General features: G+C 73.3%; 11 protein-coding genes. 3 read left to right on the top strand and 8 right to left on the bottom strand.

What is annotated here, in order from left to right; all coding sequences use genetic code 11:
• Positions 1-17 precede the first annotated feature (17 nt).
• On the top strand, positions 18-770 hold the full coding sequence (locus tag ACZ45Q_RS02090) for a SigE family RNA polymerase sigma factor (RefSeq protein WP_468253857.1): 753 nt from the start codon (positions 18-20) through the stop codon (positions 768-770).
• Between the two features lie 237 nt (positions 771-1,007).
• Here the strand turns inward: ACZ45Q_RS02090 and ACZ45Q_RS02085 are convergent, their stop codons facing one another.
• Positions 1,008-1,712, bottom strand: coding sequence for a uridine kinase (locus tag ACZ45Q_RS02085; protein WP_468253856.1), 705 nt, complete (start codon positions 1,710-1,712; stop codon positions 1,008-1,010).
• Positions 1,713-1,813: 101 nt separating this feature from the next.
• On the opposite strand from ACZ45Q_RS02085, the gene ACZ45Q_RS02080 reads away from it, so the two are divergent.
• Positions 1,814-2,221 carry a hypothetical protein gene (locus ACZ45Q_RS02080; RefSeq protein ID WP_468253855.1) on the top strand — a complete coding sequence of 136 codons (408 nt, stop codon included), beginning with the start codon at positions 1,814-1,816 and terminating at the stop codon, positions 2,219-2,221.
• 94 nt (positions 2,222-2,315) lie between these two features.
• Here the strand turns inward: ACZ45Q_RS02080 and ACZ45Q_RS02075 are convergent, their stop codons facing one another.
• Genes ACZ45Q_RS02075 through deoC form a run of 3 tightly spaced genes read right to left on the bottom strand, consistent with a single transcriptional unit; the run spans position 2,316 to position 5,687 of the window.
• Positions 2,316-3,215: an aldehyde dehydrogenase family protein gene (locus ACZ45Q_RS02075; RefSeq protein WP_468253854.1), complete on the bottom strand. Its 900-nt coding sequence runs from the start codon at positions 3,213-3,215 to the stop codon at positions 2,316-2,318.
• Complete coding sequence (locus tag ACZ45Q_RS02070; RefSeq protein ID WP_468253853.1) at positions 3,208-4,671, bottom strand: aldehyde dehydrogenase family protein; 1,464 nt, start codon at positions 4,669-4,671, stop codon at positions 3,208-3,210. Before ACZ45Q_RS02070 ends, ACZ45Q_RS02075 begins: the two co-directional genes overlap by 8 nt.
• A 5-nt stretch (positions 4,672-4,676) precedes the next feature.
• Entirely contained in the window at positions 4,677-5,687 is a 1,011-nt protein-coding gene (gene deoC / locus ACZ45Q_RS02065; protein WP_468254309.1) for a deoxyribose-phosphate aldolase, read from the bottom strand.
• A gap of 112 nt (positions 5,688-5,799) precedes the next feature.
• Here deoC and ACZ45Q_RS02060 point away from each other — a divergent pair, with 112 nt between their 5' ends.
• Positions 5,800-6,513: a PH domain-containing protein gene (locus tag ACZ45Q_RS02060; protein WP_468253852.1), complete on the top strand. Its 714-nt coding sequence runs from the start codon at positions 5,800-5,802 to the stop codon at positions 6,511-6,513.
• Positions 6,514-6,622: 109 nt separating this feature from the next.
• On the opposite strand, the gene ACZ45Q_RS02055 is transcribed toward ACZ45Q_RS02060, so the two are convergent.
• The 4 genes from ACZ45Q_RS02055 to ACZ45Q_RS02040 all read right to left on the bottom strand — a co-directional run bounded on the left by ACZ45Q_RS02055 (position 6,623) and on the right by ACZ45Q_RS02040 (position 11,871).
• The gene (locus tag ACZ45Q_RS02055) at positions 6,623-7,855 is read right to left on the bottom strand and encodes a hypothetical protein (RefSeq protein ID WP_468253851.1); all 1,233 of its coding nucleotides are present in this window, start codon (positions 7,853-7,855) and stop codon (positions 6,623-6,625) included.
• Between the two features lie 276 nt (positions 7,856-8,131).
• Entirely contained in the window at positions 8,132-9,844 is a 1,713-nt protein-coding gene (locus ACZ45Q_RS02050; protein WP_468253850.1) for a phospho-sugar mutase, read from the bottom strand.
• 671 nt (positions 9,845-10,515) lie between these two features.
• Positions 10,516-11,340, bottom strand: a complete 825-nt coding sequence (locus ACZ45Q_RS02045; protein ID WP_468253849.1) for a purine-nucleoside phosphorylase — start codon at positions 11,338-11,340, stop codon at positions 10,516-10,518.
• Between the two features lie 93 nt (positions 11,341-11,433).
• Positions 11,434-11,871: a gamma-glutamylcyclotransferase family protein gene (locus ACZ45Q_RS02040; protein WP_468253848.1), complete on the bottom strand. Its 438-nt coding sequence runs from the start codon at positions 11,869-11,871 to the stop codon at positions 11,434-11,436.
• Between the last annotated feature and the right edge of the window lie 97 nt (positions 11,872-11,968).

Below are 11,968 nucleotides of genomic sequence, written 5' to 3'. Positions count from 1 at the left end.
CACGACGGGGGCGCGAGATGAACACGCTGCACAGCACCAGCACCAGCGCAGTGATCACGCGTCTGCACGACGTGCACGCACACCGGGGTTCCGAGAAGTCCGGTGCCGTGAGCGGGCGGGGGTGCGCTCGCGGCACCGGGCGTCAGCACACCGCCTACATGACGGTGGTTGACGCGCACACGGGGGACCGGGGGGAGACGGACGGGGGAGCAGCGTACGGGGAGGACCAGGGGGAGCGTCGCTCGCTGACGGAGGCGGAGTTCACCGCCTACGTCCAGGAGCGCCGCGCCTCCCTGTACGCCACCGCCTACCACCTGACCGGCGACCGCTTCGAGGCCGAGGACCTGCTCCAGAGCGCGCTGTTCTCGACCTACCGGGCGTGGGACCGGATCAGCGACAAGGCCGCCGTCGGCGGATACCTCCGCCGCACCATGACCAATCTGCACATCAGCGCGTGGCGCCGCCGCAAGCTGAACGAGTACCCGACCGAGGAACTGCCGGAGACGCCCGGCGACACGGACGCGATGCGCGGCACCGAACTGCGCGCGGTCCTGTGGCAGGCGCTGGCCCGGCTGCCCGAACTCCAGCGCACCATGCTGGTCCTGCGCTACTACGAGGGCCGCACGGACCCGGAGATCGCGGACATCCTCGACATCAGCGTCGGCACGGTGAAGTCCAGCATCTGGCGGTCGCTCCGCCGGCTGCGCGAGGACGAGGTCCTCAGCTTCGGCCGTGACCGGGAGGACGCCTTCGGCGAACTGGTCGCCTGAGGGCTCGGGGGGGTTCCCGAAAAAAAGTACGGGCCCGGGTGTATCACGGGGGCGGACCCGGACTCTTACTCACGGGAAGCCCCACCCGGGGGGAACACGGGGGATCACGGGGGAAGCAGGAACGGGGGGACCCGAAGGGGGAGCACCAAAGGGGAACACGGGGGACACGGGGGGAGCACCAAGGGAACGGGACTGGAGGGCCGGGGGGTCCGTCCAGTCCCGTTTTCCGTGCCCGCCTCAGGCCGCCGTGCGGACCGTCGCGCAGTGGCCGGCCGCCGCGGCCGCCAGGCGGCCCATCGCCTCGTCCCGGTCGCAGGCGTGCGCGCCCAGGGCCGTCTGCCGGGCGATGATCGTCCTTTCCTGCCGCATCAGCCGCCAGCCGCGGCGCAGCAGGAACGGCACCGACTTGCGGCCCTCCCGCAGGTCGCGCAGGAAACGGCGGCGGAAGGTGGTCACCGGACCCCGGCTCAGGCACAGTGCGTCGGCGAGGACGCCCGCCTCCCGGCAGCGCGTGACGAGCTCGGCGGCGAAGACGCCCTCCGCCACGAACAACGGCGTACGGCCGATGTCGACGGTCTCCGCGCCGGTCCGGGCGCTGAGCGCCAGGTCGTAGACCGGCACCTCCGTACGGCCGGTGCGGCACAGCTCCGCGATCGCGGCGACGGCGGCGTCCGCGTCCCAGGAGTCCGGGTGGTCCCAGTCGATGTCGGAACCCCCGGCGACCAGCGGCAGCGTCGGGTCGGTGCCCTCCTTGTAGAAGTCGTCGAGCCGCAGCACGGGAAGACCGGAGCGGGCGGCGAGAAGGGACTTGCCGGAGCCGGAGGGGCCGCAGAGCAGCACGACTCGGGCCGGTATGGGCGGATGGGAGGTCACGGGACACCAGTGTGAGGCATCCTTCGGCCGCCGTACGAGCCCGCGGGTCGGCTTTGAAGCGCGCGTCACATCTCAACTACGCTTCGCGTCGACCTGATTACACTCCGCAGTGCCGTCGGCGTACTCTCCCGGTACCCCGGTGGCACTCCGTAGCAGAGGTGGCAGCAGCGATGGCCCGACACGCGTCCCCCCACACCCCGACCGCCCAGCGCGCCCTGATCGCCCTCGCGACCGCCGGGGTGGCCCTGGGGGCAGGCGCGGGCGCGGCCTGCGCCGACAGCGGCGAGTCGGTCGCCGGGGTGGCCCGCATGCGCCCCAGCTCGCTGGGCACGATCGACCCGGACGCCGGCCTGAAGGCGACGACCGGCACCCTCGGCTATGTCGCGGGCCCGGTGACCGGCCTCAAGCCCAACCCGCTGGCCGGCACCGGCGTCGACCCCCTCGACAACGGCGTCGGCACCCAGGTGTCCGACTTCCAGCCGATGACCTCGCAGGCCCTCACCGGGCCGGTCGCCCAGGCCCCGTCGGTGGGGAGCATCCCGGTGCTGGGGCAGGCGACGGGGCTGCTCGGCGGCTGACGGGACGCCGGCGACGACGCGACGGCGAGAGCCGCGCCTCCCCCGGACGGAGGGGAGGCGCGGCTCTCTGCTCGTGGCGGGACCGTGCCGCGGCTCAGTACGACGAGCCGGACGCGCCCAGCGAACCCGTCGGGTGCCAGACCGTCTTGGTCTCCAGGAACGCCGTCATGCGGTCGATGCCCGGCGTCGCCGACCAGCCGGCGTCGTCCACAGGCTGTGGACGCAGGACGCGCTTGAGGTTGTCCGCCGCGGCGATCTCCAACTCCTTCGCCAGCGCTTCGTCGGCGCCCGCGAGGTCGATCGCGTTGACGTCCTGGTGGGCGGCGAGCGGGGCCGCGATCTCCGCCGTACGGCCGGACAGGACGTTGACCACGCCGCCGGGGAGGTCGGAGGTGGCCAGCACCTCGCCGAGGGAGAGCGCGGGCAGCGGGGCCTTCTCCGAGGCGACCACGACCGCCGTGTTGCCGGTGGCGATCACCGGGGCGACGACGGAGACCAGGCCCAGGAAGGAGGACTCCTGCGGGGCCAGCACCGCGACCACGCCCGTCGGTTCGGGGGAGGAGAGGTTGAAGAACGGCCCGGCGACCGGGTTGCCGCCGCCGGTCACCTGGGCGATCTTGTCGGTCCAGCCCGCGTACCACACCCAGCGGTCGATCGCCGCGTCCACCTGGTCGGCGGCCTTCGACGCCGACAGGCCCTCGGCGTCGGCGACCTCGCGCACGTACTGCTCGCGGCGGCCCTCCAGCATCTCGGCGACGCGGTAGAGGATCTGACCGCGGTTGTACGCCGTCGCGCCCGACCACGCGCCGAACGCCTTGCGCGCGGCGACCACCGCGTCCCGGGCGTCCTTGCGGGAGGAGAGCGGGGCGTTCGCCAGCCACTTGCCCTTGTTGTCCTGCACCTCGTACACCCGGCCGCTCTCGCTGCGGGGGAACTTGCCCCCGACGTACAGCTTGTAGGTCTTGAAGACGCTCAGACGGTTGCTGTCAGACATCGAGGTACGCCTCCAGGCCGTGGCGGCCGCCCTCGCGGCCGAAGCCCGACTCCTTGTAGCCGCCGAACGGCGACGTCGGATCGAACTTGTTGAACGTGTTGGACCAGACGACGCCCGCGCGCAGCTTGTTCGCGACCGCCAGGATGCGCGAGCCCTTCTCCGTCCAGATGCCCGCCGACAGGCCGTACGGCGTGTTGTTGGCCTTGGCGACCGCCTCGTCCGGCGTGCGGAAGGTGAGGACGGACAGGACCGGGCCGAAGATCTCGTCCCGGGCGACGGTGTGCGCCTGGGTGACGTTCGTGAAGAGCGTCGGGGCGAACCAGTACCCGGCGGAGGGGAGTTCGCACGCCGGGGACCAGCGCTCGGCGCCCTCGGCCTCGCCCTGGTCGGCGAGCGCGGTGATGCGGGCCAGCTGCTCGGCGGAGTTGATCGCGCCGATGTCGGTGTTCTTGTCCAGGGGGTCGCCGAGGCGGAGCGTGGACAGGCGGCGCTTGAGGGAGTCGAGCAGCTCGTCGTGGATCGACTCCTGGACGAGCAGGCGGCTGCCCGCGCAGCAGACCTGGCCCTGGTTGAAGAAGATGCCGCTGACGATGCCCTCGACGGCCTGGTCGACGGGCGCGTCGTCGAAGACGATGTTGGCGCCCTTGCCGCCCAGTTCGAGCGTCAGCTTCTTGCGGGTGCCCGCGACCGTGCGGGCGATCTCCTTGCCGACGGCCGTGGAGCCGGTGAAGGCGACCTTGTCCACGTCCGGGTGCGCGACCAGCGCCGCGCCGGTGCGGCCGTCGCCGGTGACGATGTTGACGACGCCCTTGGGCAGGCCCGCCTGACGGCAGATGTCCGCGAAGAACAGGGCGGACAGGGGGGTGGTCTCGGCGGGCTTCAGGACCACCGTGTTGCCGGTGGCCAGCGCCGGGGCGATCTTCCACGCCAGCATCAGCAGGGGGAAGTTCCAGGGGATGACCTGGCCCGCGACGCCGAGGGGACGCGGGTTCGCGCCGAAGCCGGCGTGGTCCAGCTTGTCGGCCCAGCCCGCGTAGTAGAAGAAGTGCGCGGCGACCAGCGGGAGGTCGGCGTCCCTGGTCTCCCTGATCGGCTTGCCGTTGTCGAGGGTCTCCAGGACGGCCAGCTCGCGGGAGCGCTCCTGGATGATGCGGGCGATGCGGAAGAGGTACTTCGCGCGCTCGGCGCCGGGCAGCGCCGACCACTTCGCGAACGCCTTGCGGGCGGCCTTCACCGCGCGGTCGACGTCCTCCTCGGTGCCCTCGGCGACCTCGGAGAGCACCTCCTCGGTGGACGGCGAGACGGACTTGAAGACCTTGCCGCCGGCCGCCTCGGTGAACTCGCCGTCGATGAACAGGCCGTAGGAGGGGGCGATGTCGACGACCGCGCGGGACTCGGGCGCCGGTGCGTACTCGAATGCGGACGACCGCTGTGCCGTGGTCTTTTCCGTGGTCATGGTGATCAGTCCACCGTCACGTAGTCGGGGCCGGAGTAGCGGCCGGTGGCCAGCTTCTGGCGCTGCATCAGCAGGTCGTTCAGGAGCGAGGAGGCGCCGAAGCGGAACCAGTGGTTGTCCAGCCAGTCCTCGCCCGCCGTCTCGTTGACCAGCACCAGGAACTTGATCGCGTCCTTCGCCGTGCGGATGCCGCCGGCCGGCTTCACGCCGATCTGGACGCCGGTCTGGGCCCGGAAGTCGCGGACCGCCTCCAGCATCAGCAGGGTGTTGGCCGGTGTTGCGTTGACCGCGACCTTGCCGGTCGAGGTCTTGATGAAGTCGGCGCCCGCCAGCATGCCGAGCCAGCTGGCGCGGCGGATGTTGTCGTACGTCGACAGTTCGCCGGTCTCGAAGATGACCTTCAGGCGGGCGTCCGTGCCGCAGGCCTCCCGCACGGCGACGATCTCGTCGTACACCTTGAGGTACTTGCCCGCGAGGAACGCGCCGCGGTCGATGACCATGTCGACCTCGTCCGCGCCCGCCGCGACGGCCTCGCGCACGTCGGCCAGCTTGACCGCGAGGGAGGCCCGGCCCGCCGGGAAGGCGGTGGCGACGGAGGCGACCTTCACGCCGGAGCCGGCGACGGCCTCCTTGGCCACGGGCACCATGTCGGGGTAGACGCAGACCGCGGCCGTGGTGGGGGCGGTGCGGTCGGTCGGGTCGGGGCGGACCGCCTTGGCGCCGAGCGCCCGGACCTTGCCCGGCGTGTCCGCGCCTTCCAGCGTGGTCAGGTCGACCATCGAGATGGCCAGGTCGAGGGCGTACGCCTTCGCGGTGGTCTTGATGGAACGGGTACCGAGGGAGGCGGCGCGCGCCTCCAGGCCGACCGCGTCGACGCCGGGCAGCCCGTGCAGGAAGCGGCGCAGCGTGCTGTCGGACGCGGCGACGTCCTGGAGCCCGTGCGCCCCGTGTGCTCGGGGGGTGGGTGCAGCGGACGCGGCGGGGGTACCGGGTGCGGCTGATGCAGTGGTGGGCATGGTCACCAGGCGAGCATATCTACGCGCGTAGCGGCTGTACAGCCCCCCGCGCTCATCCTGTGGACCGGCACCGCGTATGAGCGCCCCCCGGCCGTCGGGCACAATCGGCAGCATGACGACCCCGGACCACCAGTCACCCTCCCCCCGGCCCCCGGCGCCCGAGATCCGGGACCGGGTCTACCGCTCGCCCGCCGCCCTCGTCGGGGGCGTGCTGCTGCTCACCATCGTCCTGTGGCTCGGCATCGACGCGCTCGTCCGGGGCGAGGGGCGCACGCCGTGGCTGGCGCTGGCCGTCATGCTGCTCGCGGTGCCGCTGGTCGTCGCCTTCACCCTGCGGCCCGCCGTCTTCGCCGGCGAGGACCGGCTGCGCATCCGCAACCCGCTGCGCGTCATCGTGCTGCCCTGGGGGCAGGTCGCCGCGGTGCGCTCCGGTTACTCGAACGAGGTCGTCGCCGAGTCCGGCACGAAGTACCAGCTCTGGGCGATCCCGGTCTCGCTGCGCGCCCGCAAGCGCGCGGCCCGGCTGGAGGCGCGGCGCACGTCGGAGGCCTCCGGGGGCGGGCGGCGCGGGCGCGGTGCCCGTGCGGGCACCGTGGCCGGCGGGCTCGGGGGGCTGTCCGGGGGCGGCGCCGCCGCGGGGGCGGCGGCGGACGCGCCGGTGCGGGCCGAGAGCGACAAGATCGTCCACGAGCTGCGGGAGATGGTGGAGGCGCGGGGGAAGGCGCAGACGGCGCAGGGCGAGGTGTCGGTGCGGTGGGCTTACGAGGTCATGGGGCCCGCGGTGGCGGGGGCGGTGTTGCTGGCGGTGGTCTTGGGGGTGGGGTGACGCGGTTCGGGGAGTGCCGTGAGGTGCCGTGGGGTGGCTGGTGGCTGACTGCTGACGGCTCCTGGCTGGTGCGCTCGGTGTGCGTCCGGCGCGGGGGGGGGGGGGCGTTCTACGGTGCGCTGGTCCAGACGAGGAGCATGTGGGCGCCGCAGTAGGCCGAGCCCAGGACCGCCGCGGTGAGGACCAGGACCCGGTAGTGGCGTGAGGCCCGGGACAGGTGCAGGGCCAGCGGGAGCAGCAGCGGGAAGGCCGGGAGCAGGAAGCGGGCCCGCGGGAAGTAGACGCCGCCGCTGCCCAGCACGATCGCCAGCATGGCACCGGTGAAGACCAGCAGCACCAGAGGCTGGCGGTCACGGACCGACAGTCCGAAGAGCACGACCGCCGCGATCAGCGTCAGCGTCACGACGACCAGGAACAGGTGCGGCGTGGGGTCGTACACCAGCAGCCGCCGGAACTGGCGCAGCGTCTTCAGACCGAAGTCCACGTCGTTGTACCAGAGCCGCTGTACGGCGAAATAGCCGTCCCAGCGGCCCAGGCGCACGCCCACCCACGCGACGTACGCGCACCAGCCCAGCGGCGCGAGGACCGCCGCCGCTGCCGCGCGCGGGCGGGCCGGGCGGTGCCGCAGGGCGAGCAGTGCCGCCACGCTGACCGCCGCCGCCACCGCGATGCCGGTCGGACGCGTCAGGCCCGCCAGCGCCGCGAAGCCGGCCGCCCACAGCCAGCGGCCGCTGAGCACCGCGTACAGGGACCAGGCCGTGAGCGCGGTGAACAGCGACTCGGTGTAGCCCATCCACTGCACCAGGCCGACCGGGAACGCCGCCCACAGCGTCGTGAGCAGGACCCCGGTGCGGCGGCCGTACAGCCGGTCGCCCACCGCGAAGATGCCCCACGCCGCGATGAACGAGGCGACGACGGCCAGGCCCAGGGCCGTGGTCGCCCGGATGCCCGGTGTGACGGCCGCGACGGCCTTGACCAGGACCGGGAAGAGCGGGAAGAAGGCCAGGTTGTTGGCGTTGTGGGCCGTGCCCAGCTCGTCCGTGTAGCCGTGGTCGGCGATCGCCATGTACCAGTCCGCGTCCCACTGCGTGGCCAGGATCGTGTGGAGGTCCTGGCCCTCGCGCCGGGCCCATTCGGCGAGCACCAGCAGGCCCGTGAGGCGGACCGCGAGGTACGCGGTCAGGGCCGGGGCCGCCCGGCGCAGGGCGTGGGCCAGACGCCGCGCGGTCCGGGCGGTCCTGGCGGCGGCCGGGGGGCGGTCGGGGGCCGTCGGGTGGGAGTGGGGGCGCCGGGTGCCGGGGATGCGTCCGCTCGGGGTCGTTTCGCGGGCGGTCGAGGACACGGGGGCGGCTCCCTCGGGATCGGTTGGCCGGTGGGGTCGGTGTCGGTGGTCCGTGGTATCGGTGACGGGGCTTCGGGACCACCGTTGCCCGCGAGGGCGCGGGGGCGGGGAGTGCCGGTCAATGGGCGTGCGGAAATCACCCGATGGGGTGCCTCCGGGTGGGGGTCTCCACCGGGGGGCACCCCATCGGGGTGGTTCGGGTGTTCGGTTGTGGGGCTGGGGCGCTGGGGGGCTGGGGGCCGGTTGTGCCGGGGCGGTCGTTCGGGCCGTGGCCGGTCAGATGCCCGCCGCTGCGGCGAAGTCGTGCTTCAAGGCCGTCAGCAGGTCCTCGGCCTTGGCGCGGGCCGCCGGGAGGTCGGCGTGGACGGCGACCGGGACGACCACCTCCAGGTAGCACTTCAGCTTCGGCTCCGTGCCGCTGGGCCGGACGATGACCCGGGCACCGTCGAGGGTGTAGCGCAGTCCGTCGGTGGGCGGGAGGCCGGCCGACCCCTGGGTGAGATCCTCGGCCTTCGTGATCGGCAGGCCGGCGAGCCGGGTGGGGGGCTGTTCGCGCAGGCGGCGCATCGCGGCGGCGATGACGGAGAGGTCCTGCACCCGGACCGAGAGCTGGTCGGTGGCGTGCAGGCCGTGCTCGACGGCGAGGTCGTCGAGGAGGTCGAGGAGGGTGCGGCCGGCCTCCTTGAGGGAGGAGGCCAGTTCCGTGATCAGGAGGGCCGCGGTGATGCCGTCCTTGTCGCGTACGCCGTCGGGGTCGACGCAGTAGCCGAGGGCCTCCTCGTAGCCGTAGCGGAGGCCCTCGGCGCGGGCGATCCACTTGAAGCCGGTGAGGGTCTCGACGTGGGGGAGGTCCGCCTTCTGGGCGATACGGCCGAGGAGGGAGGAGGAGACGATCGACTCGGCGAACGTGCCGGTCGCTCCGCGGGTGACCAGGTGGGCGGCGAGGAGGGCGCCGACCTCGTCGCCGCGGAGCATGCGCCAGCCGGCGCCGGCGCCGTCCTCGCCGTCGGTCGCCGACCCGCCGGTCGCCGAGCCGTCGGTCGCGGCGTCGTCCCTGACGGCGACGGCGAGGCGGTCGGCGTCCGGGTCGTTGGCGATGACCAGGTCGGGGGCGGGGGTGAGGGAGCGGGCCGTGGCGAAGGCGAGGTTCATCGCGCCGGGCTCTTCCGGGTTGGGGAAGGCGACGGTGGGGAAGTCCGGGTCGGGGTCGGCCTGCTCGGCGACGAGGACGGGGTCAGGGAAGCCGGCGCGTTCGAAGGCGGCGAGGAGGACGTCCTTGCCGACGCCGTGCATCGCCGTGTAGACCGTGCGGGCGGTGCGGGGGGAGCCGGGGGCGAGGACGGCGTCCGTGCGGGCGAGGTAGGCGTCGAGGACGGTGTCGTCGAGGGTTTCCCAGCCGGTGGTGGGGCGCGGGACGTCGTGCAGGGACCGTACGGCGTCGATCTCGGCGGCGATGCCGGTGTCCGCCGGGGGGACGATCTGGGAGCCGTCGCCGAGGTACACCTTGTAGCCGTTGTCGCGGGGCGGGTTGTGGCTGGCGGTGACCTCCACGCCGGCGACGGCGCCGAGGTGGCGGATGGCGAAGGCGAGGACGGGGGTGGGCAGGGGGCGGGGGAGGAGCGCCGCCCTGAGACCGGCGCCGGTCATGACGGCGGCGGTGTCGCGGGCGAAGTCGGCGGACTTGTGACGGGCGTCGTAGCCGATGACGACGAGGCCGGCACTGTCGTCGCCGTGGGGGGTGCCCTGCTTCTTGAGGTACGCGGCGAGGCCGGCGGCGGCGCGGATGACGACGGAGCGGTTCATGCGCATGGGGCCGGCGCCGAGTTCGCCGCGGAGGCCGGCGGTGCCGAACTGGAGGGTGCCGCTGAAGCGCGCGGCGAGCTCTGCGTGGTCCTCGGCGTCGATGAGCTCGGCGAGTTCGTCGCGGGTATCCGCGTCGGGGTCCTCGGCCAGCCATGCCTGGGCCCGGGCGATGAGATCGTCGTGCACGTCGGGTCAGCCTCTCGTCCGTGGTTCGTGTGGTGGTGTGTCGGGTGCGGGGTGGTGGGTGGATGCCTGCGGCGCCGGTGCGGGTGGTCGGGGGTGCGCGTAGCGCCTAGGGGTGGTGGGTGGTGCGGGGCCGTGCCGGGGGGTCTCCGTCCTCGGAACGTCGAGGAATCGGCCGACTGGACGGTACTCGTGTTGACGCGACAACCGCTGCGGGCGGAGACCCCCCGACACGACCCCTCCCCGCCGCGCGCGACTGCGGCCAACGCCCAGGCCCGCCCCTGGTTGCGCGCCGCATGCGTCTGCGGGCGGTGGCCCAGGCCCGTCCCTGGTTGCGCGCCGTACGTGACTGCGGGTAGCGCCCACGCCCGTGCCTGGTTGCGCGCCGCGGGCGACTGCCGCAATCCGCGCGCGGCCGCGCCGCCCAGCCGCGGGCAGTCGTGCCGCTGGGGCGGCAGGGGTGGGCGCTGGGGGTGCCCCCTCTGGGGGAGGCACCCCGTCACGCCGGGCTGCGCAACGCCCCTACGCCAGCCACGACGCCGGGTACGAGGACAACCGCCGGAGGCTTTCGGCACCCCGTTCCGCCGGGCTGCGCGAACGCCCCGGCGCCGGCCAAGGGCGCCGGGGGCGAGGGCAACCGCCGGTGCGGGCGACGTCGGGCCCCGGTCACCCGGTCACAGGCGGCCCAGGACCTTCGTCAGCAGCTCGCCCATCCGGGTCGCCGAGTCGCGGCCCGCCTGGAGGACCTCCTCGTGGTTGAGGGGCTCGCCCGTCATGCCGGCGGCGAGGTTGGTCACCAGGGAGATGCCGAGCACCTCCGCACCGGCCTCGCGGGCCGCGATGGCCTCAAGGACCGTCGACATGCCGACCAGGTCCGCGCCGATGACGCGGGCCATGCGGATCTCCGCCGGCGTCTCGTAGTGCGGGCCGGGGAACTGGGCGTAGACGCCCTCCTCCAGGGTCGGGTCCACCTCCTTGCACAGGGCGCGCAGGCGGGGCGAGTAGAGGTCCGTGAGGTCGACGAAGTTGGCGCCGACGATCGGGGAGGTCGCCGTGAGGTTGATGTGGTCGCTGATCAGGACCGGCTGGCCGGGGCGCATGCCCTCGCGCAGGCCGCCGCAGCCGTTGGTGAGGATCACCGTCTTGGCGCCGGCGGCGACGGCGGTGCGCACGCCGTGCGAGACCGCGGCCACGCCGTGGCCCTCGTAGTAGTGGGTGCGGCCCAGGAAGACCAGCGCGCGCTTGTCACCGATGGCGTACGAGCGGATCTTTCCGCCGTGGCCCACCACCGCCGGCTGCGGGAAGCCGGGCAGCTCGGTGACCTGGAACTCGGCCTCGGGGTCGCCCAGGGCGTCCACGGCCGGTGCCCAGCCGGAGCCCATCACGAGGGCGACGTCGTGGGTGTCGGCGCCCGTGAGTTCGCGCAGGCGGGCCGCGGCGGCGTCGGCGGCGGCGTGGGGGTCGCCCTGGATGTCGTCCGGAAGAAGAGATGCGTTCACGGGGACGAGGGTAGCCGCTTTACGCCTACGCGCGTAGATGACAGAGCTCACGGGATCCGGAACGTTGTTTTGTCGTTTTCCACGAAGCCCCGCTCAGCAGGGGCGTTTGCGCAGTTCCATGACGTAGTCGTGGGGTGCGCCGGCGGATTCCGCGGCGTCGGCCAGTTCGCCCAGGTAGCGGGCGGAGGGCAGGCCGCCCTCGTAGGCGTTGAGGACGTAGGTCCAGGCCTGGGCCTCGCCGTCCAGGGTGTGGACCCGGATCCGGGTGCGGCGGTAGACGTCCAGGCCCACGCCCTCCCAGCGGTCGAGCGACTCCTCGTCCATCGGGGCGATGTCGTACAGGGCGACGAAGACCTGGGAGAGGGGGTCCTCCACCAGGGTCGCCAGCGCGCCCTCCCAGCCCATGTGCTCGCCGCCGAACGTCAGCCGCCAGCCGTTCACCCAGCCGGTGGCGCGCAGCGGCGAGTGGGGGGCGCGGCGGGACATCAGCCGCGCGTCGAGGTTGCCGGCGTACGCGGCGTAGAGCGACATGGGGAGAGGGTACGGCAGGCGGCTGACGGGTCACTCCGGTAACAGGGGCGCATCGGGTGAGCCCCCTGCGCGGTCTTTGGTTGAAGGGTGCGGGACA

Source organism: Streptomyces sp. NPDC031049, from assembly GCF_055571015.1.
This window is presented reverse-complemented; position numbering and strand designations above follow the sequence as displayed.